We start from the raw sequence: 15,206 nt of genomic DNA, 5'->3' as shown, positions 1-15,206 counted from the left end.
CAAGCAAAAAAACCGCCCTGCTGAATTTGTCGTTCAGCAGGGCGGTTTTGCTTGTCCTTTTGGGATTTTTCTCTTGAGAATACCGGGCGGACACAAATAGTATCAATCCAGTATCAAGAGCAGTATGGACGGGCAAAAAAGCCTGTATTCATGCGGGTTTTCGCCGTTTCGAGCGTCATTCCCACTCGATGGTCCCCGGTGGCTTGGATGTACAGTCCAGCACTACGCGGTTGATTTCGGGAACCTGGTTGGTAATCAAGTTGGAAATCCGCGCCACCAAATCCCAATCCAGACGCGACCAGTCCGCGGTCATCGCGTCTTCTGAGGAAACCGGACGCAGCACAATGGGATGCCCGTAGGTGCGCCCGTCACCCTGCACTCCCACCGAACGCACATCGGCCAGCAACACCACGGGACACTGCCAAATCTCTGTGTCCAGTCCGGCTGCACTGAGTTCGTTGCGCACAATCAAATCCGCCGCCCGCAAAATCCGCAGGCGTTCCTCGTTGACCTCTCCAATAATACGAATGGCCAGGCCCGGACCGGGGAAAGGCTGGCGGTTCACGATGACGTCAGGCAACCCCAACTCGCGACCCAAAGCACGCACTTCGTCCTTGAACAGTTTGCGCAGCGGCTCGATGAGCTCAAACTTCAAATCCTCTGGCAATCCGCCCACATTGTGATGCGACTTGATATTAGCCGTGCCGCTGCCGCCGCCAGATTCCACCACGTCAGGATACAAAGTGCCCTGGACCAGGAACTTTACTTCCCCGCCGCTGGCGCCGACTTCGGCCACAACCTCACGTTGAGCCGCTTCAAAAGACCGAATGAACTCGCGACCGATAATCTTGCGTTTCTGTTCCGGTTCGCTCACCCCCGCCAGCGCTCCCAAGAAGCGTGCGGACTCGTCTACGTACTTGACCCGAATTCCCATGTTGGCGGCATAGTCCCGCTCCACCTGCTCGCGCTCCCCCGCACGCAACAAACCGTGGTCAACGAAAATGCAGGTCAGCTGGTCTCCGATGGCCTTATGAACCAGAGCGGCCGCCACGGAAGAATCGACCCCGCCAGACAAACCACAGATAACTTGAGCATCACCCACACGCTGGCGAATCTCGGCCACCTGGGTGTCGATGATGGATTTCGGTGTCCACACCGGATCCAAGCCGACCAGGTCATGCAAAAAATGCTCCAAAAGCCTCTGACCATAGGCGCTGTGCCGAACTTCCGGATGCCACTGCACTCCATACAGGCCTCGTTCAGGATTTTCAAAGGCAGCTATCTTTGTATCATCTGTCGCCGCGATAACTTGGAAATCGCTGGGAGCTGCCGAAACTGCGTCCCCGTGACTCATCCAAACTACCTGTTCAGATGGGGTTCCATCCATCAGCCGACTGCCTGTAACAACTTCCAAGTTGGTCCGGCCGTACTCGGAAGTTCCGGTAGGGCTAACGGTGCCCCCCAGGGCTTGTGCCATGACCTGAAACCCGTAGCAAATGCCTAGTACCGGCACATTTGCCTGAAAAACGGCTGGGTCAAAGGCGGGAGCTCCCGGCGCATAAACGGAAGACGGTCCACCTGAGAGAATGATGGCCGAAGGCTGTTTATCCAATATTTCCCGTGCGGTCAGGTTATGTCCCACAATTTCCGAGTAAACTTTCGCCTCGCGAACCCGGCGTGCGATTAGTTGGGCATATTGCGCGCCAAAGTCAACAACTAACACCGGTCCCACGGGTTTACCATCTTGCAAGTTTTCAGCCATGAGTTAATCCTAAAACATTTCCTCGCCATAAATTGACTCCCGAATTCTCAGACTAAATTCAGGGATAATTCGTTGATATTTCAACGGTTTTCCCTATTGTCAGGCCAATAATTGTCGATACAATAGTATGTAGGGTCAAAGGAAGGACCTATGGCACGAGGGAAAGGAGACCCGCCATGAGTCAGGTACCAACGTATTTCGAGGCTGATGTCCGACTGGATCGGAACTCCCCGGTTCCGCTCTACCATCAAATTGCTCAGCCCATTGAAGAGTTAATCCTCTCAGGGCAGCTCACCCCCGGTACACGCTTGGAAGACGAACTTTCCATGGCGCGACGTCTCAACGTATCCCGCCCCACCGCGCGCCGAGCCCTGCAACAACTAGGCGACCATGGTCTGCTGGTGCGCCGTCGCGGTGTCGGAACTCAGGTGGCACCAACCCGGGTGCATCGCCCGAATGTCCTTTCGACCATTTACGACCAGATGAAAACCGATGGACACAAGCCGTCTACGGAAGTCTTGTCTTATGGCACGTCCCCGGCCAGCCAGGAAGTCAGCTTGAAACTGGAGGTGTCCCCCGGCACCAACGTGACCACTATTCGCCGACTGCGCATGAGCGACCGGCAGCCCGCCGGACTCATGTTTGACATGATTCGTTCTTCGATAGCTCCGGCTGCCACCGCCTTGGAACGTGATTCATTCGAAAATGCCCTAGCTGAACGCGGCGTCGTTGTGACGATGGCACGCCAAGCGGTGTCCGCCCGCAAGGCCAGCGCCCCAGAGGCTCAACTCCTGCGGATTCCTGCGGGCTCCACGGTGCTGAGCATCCAAAATGTCTCTTATGACGAATCCGGAAAGATTGCCGCTTATGGTGAATACCTGTTCCGCGCAGACCGTTTTGCTCTCAAGAACACGCTCTTTGCACACTAACTTCTTCGCCCCCTTCTTCGCTCTGGCATCAAATGATGTCAGAGCTGGGTTTTTTATCGACTGTCGAGAGCGTTACTTTCCGGAAGGTGAACGTGCCCTCGCCCTGTAGGCTGTCGAAGGGCCACTGTGCTACGCCTTCACAAGTGTGGGTTAGGATTTGACCGGTTAGGGCAGGTTTTATGCAAAAAACTTCATCAGTCTGGGATGGGTTTGGGTTATCTGTGAAAACTGCAGCGCTGATTATCCATTTTTGAGTGTTTCGGCTTTCAGCTTCATCCCATCCTGCAGGCCAACTCACGGACATGTCAGCTGGGGGCTCCAGCGACGGTCGCGCCCCGGCTTGGGTAACCACACCCAAATGCTTTTGCCCGTCTTTCAAGGTCAAGTTCTTTCCGCAAGCTGTATCCGCGAGGGTGCAATATCCGTCTGGCGTGTGCTGGACTCGCCAGGGCCCCTTTCCTACCGCGTCCAGTCCAGGTATCTCATATAGACCGGGAGACACGGTACTGTCGTCTATTGTGGGCACAGGTAGGGAACTCATCCGGACAGTGTGCCAATCATGATGACGTTTGATGCCATATTTACCTAGCTCGGCCACCAGAATCAGGGAATCTTGAATTGCTTCCCAAACCTCATGCTCAGTCTGCCGAAAGGACTCATCAGGCCAGATTGAGACCCGCAAGCCCCGTTGTTTACGGTCACCACCCTGCAGAACGTCTGATAAATATTGATTACCGATAAATGTGCGGGCATCCCAGTTACTTTCCCATAAGGCAAGGGCATCGACTCGATACGGTGGATGAGATCTGGACCAATACAGAACCTCACTGTTATTAATGACCTCGTGGCCTCGCTGTATAAAATCGGTTATACGCAGACCTTCATCTTTCCAATATTCAATCAAAATGTCGGTATCTAAATGTACGACAGAAGTTTCGTGTATTCCATCGTTCCAGGTGCGCAAACGTCGGCCACGCCCTTTCACAAACTGGTTAACTTCATTAACGAAAGAGTTAAAAACGTCGTATTCACTAGCGCTGGTGCCGAAAGTTTGATGGGCATATTCCACGAGGTGCGGATAGTTAGCGAAAGAGTCGTGAATCATGTATTCATCTGCTCCCATATGCCACCAACGGCTGGGGAAAATACGCAGGTATTCGTCAACTATCTGAAGATAGAAGTCAATCGCTTGTGGATTTGTAATATCCAGTCTTCCCTCCGGATCCACACTTCCGTCGAGGCGTTTCAAGGCATATTGCGGATAGTTTTCTAACCAAATTCCCATATGCCCTGGAGCATTTACCTCGGGAATCACTTCAATCCCGAGACGTTGCGCTAATGCTAATACCTGCGATACTTGCGATGTGGTGTAATAATGCCAGGTATTCGCAAGTTCCCAACGGGGTGATTTGAGTTTCAGTTCCCAAATAAGCGTATTTAGTTCGAGCTCATGCATACGCTCCAGCAGAGCCTCTATAAAATCTAACGAAATGCCAACTTGTGAAGCGCATAAAGTCACACCACGCTCGGGGAATGCAAAAGTCATGTTATTTTCTCAACCTCTAATGAAAGTCCTGTACCAAGAATAATCACCACATTGGTTAAGGATCGAAAATCAGCCTTTGACCGAACCGGCAGCCAGCCCTGACTGCCAGTACTTTTGCAGACCTAAAAACAGGATGATCAGCGGGATTACCCCGAATAGAGCACCCATCATTACCGCGCCCTTTTCTGGATTAAAGTAGCTCATCATCCCGTAAAGTCCTAATGTAACCGGTTTCAAAGTGTCGGTTGAAATCATCATCAAGGGGAGCAGGAAGTTGTTCCAGCAAGCAACAAAGATGAACAGAAAAATTGTGACCATAGCCGGGGCGAGGATACGCAATACTATGGTAAAGAAAATGCGCGCTTCCGAAGCTCCATCAATCCGTGCCGCCTCGATAAGCTCGGTAGGAACCGAAGTTTGCGCGTAAACCCGGCCGAGGAAAACTCCGAAAGGAGACACGCAACACGGCACAATAATGGACGCCATGGTGTTAGAAATACCGAGGTGCAAAAAGACGATATACATCGGAACCGTTAAAAGCGCGGCCGGCATCAACAATCCCGCCATGATGATACCCGTAGACAAATTCTTTCCTGGGAAAGTAAACTTTGCCAAGGAATATCCTGCCATAACAGAAATAAGGGTACCGATGGCAGCTGCAGTTGTGGAATAGATTAAAGAATTCGCAACCCAACGCCAAAAGTTACCGCGAGTCCAGCTCATTAACTTGTCGTAATTAACCCCAATCGCCTCTACGAGATTTTTACTCTCAGTATTCTCACCGTGCGCTGCAAACCACAATCCGAACGTGTTAGCAAGCTCGGCATTAGTCTTTGTGGCTGAGATGATGACCCAATAGACCGGAAAAATGAAATAGAAAAGCACCAGGATTAGCATGAAAGTGGTAATCCCGCGAGAGATCATGGAGGGAGCAATAGCCCGAGGCGGCATTCCTTCTCGGGACGGAATGTAATCGAAGCCTTGCGGAGAATGTTCGGTCACCATATGCAACAGTTTAGAATTATGGTTCTTAGTCATTTCCGCCTACCTTTCGATCAACAAAGAAATATCCCACTGCCAATACACCGGCAATGAGCGCCATGACGATTGCCACCGCAGAGCCAGGGCCGTCACCGCTGGGAGTTAAAGATCCCATAGTGGTGTTATATGCCATCATCATGGGTGTATAGGCTTTGCCCATCCACGTTTGAGTCGAGCTAATCACCGTTGGCTCGTTGAATAGCTGTATAGTACCCACAATAGACAGCAATACCGCCAACAGTGCCGCTGGTCGCAGCAGAGGCATCTTAATTCGAGTCATGATTTGTAGTCCGTTAGCGCCATCAATACGCGCCGCTTCGGACAGTTCCGGAGGAATAGCTTGAAGCGCTGCCAAAAAAATCAGCATATTGTATCCGGTATAGGTCCATGTCGTCATGTTTGCCATAGAAGCTAACACGACGTTCCGGCTCAGAAAATTGACGTTAATTCCCATCGCAGCTAAGCCCTTTACCAGGGGAGAAACCTCCGCATTATACAAGTAAAGCCATATCATCGCCGCCACAACACCGGGGATGGCGAAAGGCAGGAAATATCCTAATCGATATATCGTCGCATGTCTTACTAGGAATGAATCAAGCACTAGCGCCAAAACTAAAGCAGCGATAATCATTACCGGAACTTGAAAACACGTATAGAGAATTACGCGACCGATTCCCATCCAAAAATCATGTGAGGTAATGACGTATTGATAGTTCTGTAGTCCTACAAATACGTTAGCAGACTCGCCCCCACCATACGCGCCCCCACCAGTTGTCTTAAGCTGGAAAAAACTAGAGTATATCGATACAAAAATGGGAACCAGGAATACCAGAACAAATAAAATTACAAAAGGAGCCAAAAAAGCCCAACCCGCGCGAATTTGAATTTTTGCCTGCGGCGATGTCCTTCGCCTCGTTTTACCATTACTCTGAGACTCTTGAGACGAAGATGATTGTTTTTCCGAACTCACCAGCTGCGCCGGCGTTGCTTCCTCAACTTGTTTTTCCATTCTGGTTCCCCATCAATTTGGTTCAAATGGAGTCATGGGTGTTCGCTGAAACTAATTGCTCAGTGAACACCCATGACTCAACGTTTTCGCTGTTGTCCCGTAAGGAACAAAACACGCTACTTTTCAGAAACCTTCAAATCTAGATTGCTCAACGTAGACTTGGCGGTATCCGCGTTCCAGCTGAAAATATCAGCCACTTTACCGGAACCATCCGCAGCCTTCGCAGCAACTTCAGCGTTTGCCTGTACTGCTGACCAACCCGGAATGTAGGTGAAGGGCTTCATCGCGCTATTAGCTTTGGCCAGTTCTGCAAACACATCCTGACCTCCATAGAATGCAGAAACCTTCTCGGGAGTAGTCATAGTACCCTTGGCAGCGACCACCAGACCCTGAGAAACCAGAGCATCAATCTGTGTGTTGAACCAAGCATTGAACTTCATGGCTTCTGCCGGAGCAGCGCATCCCTTGACAACAGCCACACCGGAACCACCATCGGGACCGGAAGCAGCCTCATCCCCAAATTTCGGAAGCTGAGCTACCGCCCACTTGCCCTCGTTAGGAGTGCCAGCCATGTCACCAGCCAACAGCGGAGCTTCCCACGCTGCCCCAATTGTGCCAATCAGGTTGCTATTCAAAGCTGCCTTCCAGGATTCTTCATCCCAACGCTGCACTGTAGCTGTTGCTTTCGCGTCAAGTAGTTTCTGCCAGAAGTCGGCCACCTTAGTAGAGCCAGCTCCAGCGGTATCAATCTTCCAAGCATCACCCTCAATCGTGAACCACTGATCGCCAGCAGCAGCGCTCAGTGCTGGAAGCATATTACCGGCCTCATCGGTCTGGAAGTCCACAATAAACTTGCCTTTTTCGGCTGCTTTCTTGGCAGTCTCGACAAATTCGTCAGCTGTAGTGGGAACAGTCAGGCCAAGTTCATCGAAGGCTGCCTTGTTGTAGTAGTACACCAGAGGACCGGTATCCTGAGGTAGACCAAAGTACTTGCCATCGATACTCATAGAGTCCAGAGGCCCAGCAGCAAACTGATCACGGTAGTTGCTAATTTCCCCAGAAACATCCTCTACCAGCTGTTTTACATAAACTTCAGCCAAATCTGCATAGCCAACCTGAGCCAAACACGGTGCCGTACCAGCTTTAACGTCAGTCTCCAGCTTCTTAATCAGTTCTTGAGCCTTACCGTCAAATTTCACAGCTTCGACCTGAATATCTGGGTTTTCTTTATTCCATTGGGCGACCACGTCATCGACTTTTGTCATGCCTTCTCCGTCAGGTAGACGGTGCAGGTATTTAATCGTCACCGGTTTGCCAGAAGCACCCGTATCTCCCCCCTTGGTATCCCCTCCGGATGAGCACGCGGTCAAGCCGGTCAAAGCTAGCGCTCCAGCACCAGCAAAAATCACAGCAAAACGCAGTTTAGACGTTAATTGCATATTTAATCTACCTTCCTCGGTTATCTTGGAGCATGGTTCAAGGAAACCACACTTTAATACAACCACAGTTTTTCCTCCTTGGGGAGGGTTTCCTAAATTAATTCAGACGGTTTTCCAACGGGATTCCCGCGCTCCTAAAGCGACTTGGAAAGGTTTCGGCCCCATCACATTGACAGTCCATGCAGCGTTCGAGTTGTTATACACGAAAACCTTGTGAACCTCAGGATAGAAAGCCACTTCTACCTCTGGTCTGTCCGCAAAGTAATTTTCAGCAATACGTTCCTCTGCGTGACCTGCCCAATAAATTGCACGATGCAGTAACCGCGAGTTCACACTACTATAAGGCAACCCGGCGAAGTAGACTGCCCTACCTTTGCCATAGTCGTGTGCACTCAAGTCAACCGAACCATCGATAAATTGCAGTATTTGGGCACCTGTCGGAACGATGCTCCCCACTCCGGGACCAATATCGAGCAACGCTTGTTCCCGCCCGGGTTGAGGCTGCGACTCCACTTCGAGGACGTTAATCTCCTTTAAGCCTCTGCCCCGGCTGCGTTGTTCCAAAACGTCAAATCCCTCAATAATAAAGTGAGTCTCCGCAACATCAACATACCGATCTGTAGAAAGAGTCCAACCAACTTCCTTGTCTACACCAAGAATGTCACTCAATTGAAAAAATGTCCCACTCCCCGGCACGAAACAGGCGGTTGGTTCGCCGACGCCGATAAATCCCCCTCCTGCAGCGACAAATTCGCGAATTCGCGCAGAAATACCCGGTTGTGCCCAAAAATCTCCACCAGAAAATGCCGTGTTTGCCTGACCGGCATTGATGAGCACATCGACATCCGCGAGGGCTCCGCGCGACACATCGTCAAAGTTAATGAAACTCACTGTGAACGGCAGTCCTGCCAGTGATTCCAGCACGCCTTCGTAGGCATAAGTTTGGAAATACGGCTTGGCATGAGCCACCATCGAGGTCATCCAGGAACGCTTTTTCCCCCAAGCATTTAATATCGCTACTTTAATTGTGGACACTGCGGGTTTCGCGCCCCCACTTACTTCATGAAGAGAACGGAATTCATCTGTGATTTCTGAGACTCTCTGGACAAACTTGGGAAATTTCACAGGCAGAGACAGGTAGCCTCCGTATCCCATCCGATCTAAAGGATTGCGCACAATCGCGCGACGAGCCTGGGACCAACGAGCCTCGAGCTCGGGAACCGGGTCAGCTCCCTCAAAAAACACATCCGGGAAAAAATATGGCAGGAAACGACCCTCATGGTATTTAACCCCTGGAATGTCAGAAATCATCCGACACGTTGCAGCTGAACCAACCGAGCCGACGACAGCATCCAAACCTATAGAAGGAAAATCATCACCATAGGGTTCAGTTCCAATCCAGTGATCACCCAGAAACATCATGGCTTCTTTACCGTACTGATGGGCTTTATCCACCATAATGCGCGCCCGCTCCGTAACGAATTCACCTAAAAACTCCATCCAATTGAGGAACTGTAAGCTAGGGAGCCGGAAAGGAGAGTTATAGTAACCCTCGTCAACGAAATCCTCCGGGGTCAATGCATACCCATATTTCGCTTCAAACTCAGCCAACGCTAGCTTTGATACAGATCCGAGATAGCCAAACCAGTCGACCATTTTTTCTTTTTCTCGATTGTTAAAGACCAAGGTGAACTGATAGAAAAAGGTCGTAAATCTCACCACATCCACGTGCGGATGATCCTTTAACCATTTATCCATGTGGGCTTGGGCATAGTCCCAAGTTTCGGGATTACGAATGTCATAAGGTTGTTCGCGAATCCGCTGAGGATCGTCCTCCCAGTGATTCGTGATGTAGTTATACATTTGCACCGGATCCCAGTTTTGCCAAGCCAGGAAGTCTACCGTATAAACGTGTCCAACTGCGGGTTTTGCAATGCACACCTGAGTGTCTGCTCCCCTTCCTGCCAGACTCCATTTTTCAGAAGGGAGGGTTTCCCCGGTGGTGCGATCAATCACCTGCCAGTAACGCTGGAGGTCAGCTTGAACATCCGGCTCAACCTGTTTATCCAGGTAACCATCCATGACTGAGATACGAAGCGGTTCATCACCTAATGCGGGGCAACGTTGACTCATCAGGAAAATTTGTGGCCTATCCTGGGAATGGGCATGAGCCCAATCATTGTCTCCGCGCCCCACGAAATAAGTTTCGTATATTTTTGCCCCCAGTTCAGAAGTTATGGGGGGCAACTTGGTTCCGTCCGAGTTACGTACTGCATCAGCCCCCCAAAGCCTGGCTATCTGACGGATTTCATCATCCATTCCGTTTTCGATGGGAAGAGTAACTCGACCGGACATACGGCTTCCTTTCTGAAATTGTCATCTCGCTAAGTGAAATTTTTACTAAGGCTACACCTCAACACTGCACGCCGGTCGAGCTTTCAGAGGATTACCGATAGCGGTGCTAAATCTGTCTAGGAAAAACATTAGTAGGATTATCGTTAAAGTTAGTCTATTCCCATCGGGGGTTTCAGGACCCTGACCGAAGAATTGGAGCTGGACATGAGCGATTTCAAAACCTCATTCCTCAACGAACTGGCTAAAAAAGCTGCTTTAAGCCGGAAACGAATCGTGCTGCCAGAATCTGACGATGAACGCATCTTAAAAGCTGCCGCAGACATCCTCCAGAAGGGCGTCGCTGACTTGGTTCTGCTGGGAGACCAGGCCACCATCCAGGCTAGAGCCTCCGCTCTCGGGTTGGATCTCTCCGCGGCCGAAATCGTCTCCCTCGACGATGCTGAAAAGCTGGCCCGTTACACCGCCAAACTGGTGGAACTGCGCACACACAAGGGCATGGACGAAGCCAAGGCAAAGGAAACTTTGAAAGATATTTCTTTCTTTGGCACCATGATGATTGTCTGCGGCGATGCCGACGGAATGGTCTCTGGAGCGGCTCACACCACCGCCCACACCATTCGACCCGCGCTGCAAGTCATTAAGACCCAGCCGGGAGTGAAATTGGTCTCGGGAGCTTTCCTGATGGTTTTCGATGACCACTGTGACGTGTATTCGGATTGCGCAGTCACGATTTCCCCGGACGCAGCGCAGCTGGCGGACATCGCGGTTGTTTCGGCCCAGACCGCGGCTCAGTTTGGCTTGGAACCGAAAGTTGCCATGCTGTCCTATTCCACGATTGACTCCGGCTCTGGTCCACTGGTTGATCTGGTCAGGGATGCCACCGCGAAAGCCCAGGCAGCCGCCCCGGACGTAGCTATTGACGGTCCGCTCCAGTTCGATGCCGCGGTAGTCGAGTCCGTGGCTGCCCAGAAAGCTCCCCAATCCCCCGTTGCCGGACACGCAAACACGTTCATCTTCCCCGATTTAAATGCCGGAAACATTACCTACAAAGCAGTGCAGCGCACCAGTGGCGCACTGGCGGTAGGACCCATCTTGCAAGGGCTAAACGCCCCGGTCAACGACTTGTCGCGCGGAGCCACCGTGGACGACATCATCAACACCATCATCATTACCGCTATCCAAGCCCAAGGGTAGACTCCCGAGGGGAGCACCCCCGCGGCCGCCCTTGTGAAAAGAAGAAGGAACAATCACCATGCGCCATCAAACCATCTTTGTAATTAACTCCGGATCTTCCTCACTGAAGTACCAGCTAATCGAACCTGTCAGCGGTGACGTCCTGGCCAAGGGTCAAGCGGAACGTATCGGCACCGACCGGGGGGAAGTTACTCACGAAGTCCACGCGGACAAGTTCAGCGAGGCTCTCCCTCTTCCGACCCATAAGGAAGCCCTGACCAGGATTATCGAGATGTTCGCGACCCACGGACCTGACTTGCAGCACGTGGATTTGTCCGGTTTTGGTCACCGTATCGTCCAGGGTGGCTGGCATTTCAAGGGACCGGCCATCGTGAACGATGAGGTGCGAGCCAAGATTGAGGAACTGTGTGACTTGGCGCCGCTGCACAACCCAGCGCACCTCATTGGCATCAACACCGCCATGGAGCTGTGGCCTGACCTGCCACACGTGGCCGTTTTTGATACCGCCTACTTTGCCGGCCTGCCCGAGAAAGCCCGTAGCTACGCCCTCAATAAGCAGGTAGCGCATGACTACCACATCCGCCGCTACGGTGCCCACGGGACTTCTCACGAATTCGTAGCCAACAAGGTCTGCGACTACCTGGGCGATGACACCGTGAAACAAATTACCCTACATCTGGGAAATGGCGCGTCCGCCTGCGCGGAACTTGGCCGGCTACCGATGGACACCTCGATGGGGTTGACGCCCCTGGAAGGCTTGGTCATGGGCACTCGTACCGGCGACATCGACCCGGCTGTGGTGTTCCACCTGCTACGCAAAGGAATGAGCGTAGATGACATTGACACCCTGTTCAACAAGGAATCCGGCATGAAAGGCATGTGCGGCGACAACGATATGCGTGATGTCTGGAAACGCCGTGACGAGGGCGATTCCGACGCTCTGCTGGCCCTCCAGACTTATCAGCAGCGCTTGCTGAAGTACATCGGCGCCTACACTTTTGAGCTGGGCGGCTTGGACGTGCTGACTTTCACCGCCGGCATTGGCGAAAACGATGACCGCATCCGGCGGCGCTTGTGCGAAAAACTCGAGTTCATCGGGGTAAAGATTGACCGCGAACGGAATGAAAATCGTGACCGTTCCAAAGCTATCTGGCGTATCTCTAGCGATGATTCAAAAGTGCTAGTGCTGGTCGTACCCACCAACGAGGAGTTGGCGATTGCCCGCCAAGTCGTACGTCTGATTTAGCTTCTTTAGTTAAAATCGCTTAACTGTCAATATACTGAATAGCATGAGTGAGGTTGATAGGGTCGATAAGGAACGCGCAGCTCTGAGTGAACAGCTGGTTTACGAGTTCCACCGCCTAGTGTTTTCCGCCAACAATTTGATTGCCAATATCTCAGCCGACTTGGGAATGCACGGCAAGGACGGCGATGGTCTGTTGCTGATTTGGCGTTCCGAGATAGCCGGAAAGCCCCTGTCCCCCTCGGAACTCGCCGATGGTTTGCACATTACTCGCGCTGCCGCTAGCTATCTAGTGGACCGCTTGGTCAACCTGGGATACATCAGCAGGCAGACAGACCTGGAAGATCGCCGCCGGGCCGTGCTGCGCATCGCGGAATCTGGAGACATGCTGGGGCACAATTTTGTCGGTTCCGTGAACGAGGATCTCAGTGGCGTTTTTGCCAACCGTTCTAACGAGGAAATCAGGCAGTTCTCGGAAATGCTGGCGGAATTCATCGACCAGATTGACGATTCCCACCACACAAAAACCTCACAATCGGGTACCTCAGAGTCTCCAGACCCCCAGTGAAATCGACCTTTGTCACCGTACCTATTGAAACGAGCTTAAAATTTGATTAAATTTCTTAACTATCAATATAATTAACTTCATGACAATGACTAATACCATTGATGAATCCGATACTGCCACACCACACAGTGAGGCAAAATCGCAAAATGGCAACGAAAATCCCCACGATTTGGCTTCGCTTGAACACACCGTGCCAGAACACTGGGGATTAATTCTGGCGCTGTACCTGGCAGGAATTTTCATGGGCGCTCTGGACATGGGCATCGTGAATCCGGCACGTACCGTCATTCAAAACAGCTTGGGGGTCGACGACCAGGCTGGTGTCTGGGTCTTTACGATTTATACTCTGGCCTACGCCATCGCTATCCCCGTTATCGGTAAACTGGCCGACGTGTTGGGGCGCAAGCCGGTATATGTGCTGGCTATCGCCCTATTTGGGATTGGTTCACTAGGATGTGGGCTCGCCCAAGACTTTCAATCGTTCGGCTTGCTGCTGGCCTCCCGCGTGGTACAAGCCGTGGGCGGCGGCGGTATGATGCCGGTCGCCACCGCCGCTGCCGGTACCATCGCTCCTCCGGCAAAGCGAGGGATGGCTCTGGGCATGGTAGGCATGGTCTACGGCGTGGCCTCAGTTATCGGGGGTTCAGCCGGCTCACTGATTATGGATATAGCTGGTACCGACAACTGGCAATGGATTTTTTACATCAACGTGCCAATCGCCCTGGCTGTGGTAGTTTTGGGAGCACTGTTCTTAGATCGCGAACGCACCGAAGAGGGCCGTCGCTTAGACATACCCGGCACTGTCTTAATCGTGGTCACCATCACTGCCCTCTTGTGGATGTTCCAACACTTGGATTTCACGGATATCAGCAATTCCTTCCAAGATGCCAACGTCCGTGTCTCCCTGCTAATCTTTGCGATTTCAGGCGTAGTGTTCTGGGTTACCGAGCATCGCGTCCACGACCCCTTAATCAACTTTGATTATTTCGCGAATATCCCGGTCGGGGTCACTTTGCTCCTCGGCATGGTGGCTGGCACCTTGATGATGACCGTCATGTTCATTCCCCAGTTTGCGGAAAACTCTATGCGCCTGGCTACCGGCGATGGGGGGTATCCCACAATCATCATCGGTCTGGCTTCTGGACTTGGAGCACCAATATCTGGACGACTGACGGACAAGCGTGGTCCGCGAGCGGTACTTGGTCTGGGTGTCACTATTTGTGCTTCGTCCGGTCTATTGCTGATTTTTTGGGCCTCTCCGTATCCTGGAATCATCTCCACTTCCGTATCCATCTTTGTTATGGGCTTCGGGCTGGGGTTCCTGATGGGCGCACCCCTGACCTACCTGATTTTGCACTTGGTGCCCAGCCGTGACGCGAACACAGGTCAGGCAACTCTGTCTTTGACCCGGTCTCTGGCTACCACCCTAGCTCCGGCAATCATGGTCGGACTGCTCGCCACCGCTATGGGCGGCCTGTCCGGGAAGGTCATGGAAGTCATGCCAAAACCTGATATGTCTGCCATGTCCGCCGCGATGCCCGCAACCCCCGGCGGAATGCCGACTACCGGGAATCAAGACTCTGGCATGGGCCAAATGCCGCCCGTAAACACCGGCAATGGTTCACAGCTCTCTGCCCCGCCCCAGGACACAATTGAACCCGGATTTTCCATGACCAATGTACCTGACGAGTTGATGAATCGCCTCAAGAGCGCGGACGTCACCAACATCGTGGAGCGGTCCAAAGAACTGGCAAACTACACGTTCGATGAGCAAGGCAACACCATGAGGGAACAGATGGGCTTCGTGCCGCCAGCCCTGGAGCAAGCTCGCCAGGATTACCTTCAGGACATCGATGCTCACGCGGACACTATCGAATCGACGTTCCAGCTGGAGCTCAATAAGGGATTTATCCGCTTGTTCTGGTTCTATACCATGGTGTCGCTGTTCGGCGTGCTGTTGCTGTTTGGGGTTCCCTCCAAAAAGACTCTCGACGCCCACATTGTGAAGACCGCGCAGTCCGCGGCGGAAAACTCAATCTAGGACTGAAAACCAGCCGGGCGCCCCGAGAATCCTCGGAGCGCCCGGTTTTTGGCTCGTCACCCTCGCGGAATCCGGCTCA

The 15,206-nt window shown here is 52.2% G+C and carries 11 protein-coding genes; 5 read left to right on the top strand and 6 right to left on the bottom strand.

What is annotated here, in order from left to right:
* Window positions 1–175 precede the first annotated feature (175 nt).
* A complete protein-coding gene (guaA, locus tag Q0V70_RS01295; RefSeq protein ID WP_297346135.1) occupies window positions 176–1,762 on the bottom strand; it encodes a glutamine-hydrolyzing GMP synthase in 1,587 nt (528 codons plus the stop codon).
* A 176-nt stretch (window positions 1,763–1,938) separates the two neighbouring features.
* On the opposite strand from guaA, the gene Q0V70_RS01290 reads away from it, so the two are divergent.
* Entirely contained in the window at window positions 1,939–2,691 is a 753-nt protein-coding gene (locus Q0V70_RS01290) for a GntR family transcriptional regulator (RefSeq protein ID WP_297346134.1), read from the top strand.
* A 28-nt stretch (window positions 2,692–2,719) separates the two neighbouring features.
* Here Q0V70_RS01290 and Q0V70_RS01285 read toward each other — a convergent pair whose 3' ends face one another.
* From Q0V70_RS01285 to gnpA, 5 genes are all read right to left on the bottom strand, one after another.
* A complete protein-coding gene (locus Q0V70_RS01285) occupies window positions 2,720–4,237 on the bottom strand; it encodes a family 20 glycosylhydrolase (RefSeq protein WP_297587461.1) in 1,518 nt (505 codons plus the stop codon).
* Window positions 4,238–4,306: 69 nt separating this feature from the next.
* Window positions 4,307–5,242: a carbohydrate ABC transporter permease gene (locus Q0V70_RS01280; protein WP_297346137.1), complete on the bottom strand. Its 936-nt coding sequence runs from the start codon at window positions 5,240–5,242 to the stop codon at window positions 4,307–4,309.
* A gap of 25 nt (window positions 5,243–5,267) precedes the next feature.
* On the bottom strand, window positions 5,268–6,287 hold the full coding sequence (locus Q0V70_RS01275) for a carbohydrate ABC transporter permease (RefSeq protein ID WP_297346132.1): 1,020 nt from the start codon (window positions 6,285–6,287) through the stop codon (window positions 5,268–5,270).
* A gap of 116 nt (window positions 6,288–6,403) precedes the next feature.
* Entirely contained in the window at window positions 6,404–7,726 is a 1,323-nt protein-coding gene (locus tag Q0V70_RS01270) for an ABC transporter substrate-binding protein (RefSeq protein WP_297346131.1), read from the bottom strand.
* A 102-nt stretch (window positions 7,727–7,828) separates the two neighbouring features.
* Window positions 7,829–10,081: a 1,3-beta-galactosyl-N-acetylhexosamine phosphorylase gene (gnpA, locus tag Q0V70_RS01265; RefSeq protein WP_297587459.1), complete on the bottom strand. Its 2,253-nt coding sequence runs from the start codon at window positions 10,079–10,081 to the stop codon at window positions 7,829–7,831.
* 204 nt (window positions 10,082–10,285) lie between these two features.
* Here gnpA and pta point away from each other — a divergent pair, with 204 nt between their 5' ends.
* The 4 genes from pta (at window position 10,286) to Q0V70_RS01245 (ending at window position 15,127) form a co-directional block, all read left to right on the top strand.
* Window positions 10,286–11,275 carry a phosphate acetyltransferase gene (gene pta / locus Q0V70_RS01260; protein ID WP_297587456.1) on the top strand — a complete coding sequence of 330 codons (990 nt, stop codon included), beginning with the start codon at window positions 10,286–10,288 and terminating at the stop codon, window positions 11,273–11,275.
* Between the two features lie 58 nt (window positions 11,276–11,333).
* Window positions 11,334–12,521, top strand: a complete 1,188-nt coding sequence (locus tag Q0V70_RS01255) for an acetate/propionate family kinase (RefSeq protein WP_297587455.1) — start codon at window positions 11,334–11,336, stop codon at window positions 12,519–12,521.
* 43 nt (window positions 12,522–12,564) lie between these two features.
* Window positions 12,565–13,086, top strand: coding sequence for a MarR family winged helix-turn-helix transcriptional regulator (locus Q0V70_RS01250; protein ID WP_297587452.1), 522 nt, complete (start codon window positions 12,565–12,567; stop codon window positions 13,084–13,086).
* Between the two features lie 79 nt (window positions 13,087–13,165).
* The gene (locus tag Q0V70_RS01245; protein ID WP_297587449.1) at window positions 13,166–15,127 is read left to right on the top strand and encodes an MFS transporter; all 1,962 of its coding nucleotides are present in this window, start codon (window positions 13,166–13,168) and stop codon (window positions 15,125–15,127) included.
* Window positions 15,128–15,206 lie beyond the last annotated feature (79 nt).

The organism is uncultured Mobiluncus sp. (genome assembly GCF_947087965.1).
Classification (GTDB): Bacteria; Actinomycetota; Actinomycetes; order Actinomycetales; family Actinomycetaceae; genus Mobiluncus.
This window is presented reverse-complemented; position numbering and strand designations above follow the sequence as displayed.

Excerpts from the sequence above, each read along its gene's own strand:
- Q0V70_RS01270 (WP_297346131.1), bottom strand. The coding sequence starts at position 7,726 with ATGCAATTAACGTCTAAACTGCGTTTTGCTGTGATTTTTGCTGGTGCT.
- pta (WP_297587456.1), top strand. The coding sequence starts at position 10,286 with ATGAGCGATTTCAAAACCTCATTCCTCAACGAACTGGCTAAAAAAGCT.
- Q0V70_RS01275 (WP_297346132.1), bottom strand. The coding sequence starts at position 6,287 with ATGGAAAAACAAGTTGAGGAAGCAACGCCGGCGCAGCTGGTGAGTTCG.
- gnpA (WP_297587459.1), bottom strand. The coding sequence starts at position 10,081 with ATGTCCGGTCGAGTTACTCTTCCCATCGAAAACGGAATGGATGATGAA.
- Q0V70_RS01245 (WP_297587449.1), top strand. The coding sequence starts at position 13,166 with ATGACAATGACTAATACCATTGATGAATCCGATACTGCCACACCACAC.
- Q0V70_RS01250 (WP_297587452.1), top strand. The coding sequence starts at position 12,565 with ATGAGTGAGGTTGATAGGGTCGATAAGGAACGCGCAGCTCTGAGTGAA.
- Q0V70_RS01290 (WP_297346134.1), top strand. The coding sequence starts at position 1,939 with ATGAGTCAGGTACCAACGTATTTCGAGGCTGATGTCCGACTGGATCGG.
- guaA (WP_297346135.1), bottom strand. The coding sequence starts at position 1,762 with ATGGCTGAAAACTTGCAAGATGGTAAACCCGTGGGACCGGTGTTAGTT.
- Q0V70_RS01280 (WP_297346137.1), bottom strand. The coding sequence starts at position 5,242 with ATGGTGACCGAACATTCTCCGCAAGGCTTCGATTACATTCCGTCCCGA.
- Q0V70_RS01285 (WP_297587461.1), bottom strand. The coding sequence starts at position 4,237 with ATGACTTTTGCATTCCCCGAGCGTGGTGTGACTTTATGCGCTTCACAA.
- Q0V70_RS01255 (WP_297587455.1), top strand. The coding sequence starts at position 11,334 with ATGCGCCATCAAACCATCTTTGTAATTAACTCCGGATCTTCCTCACTG.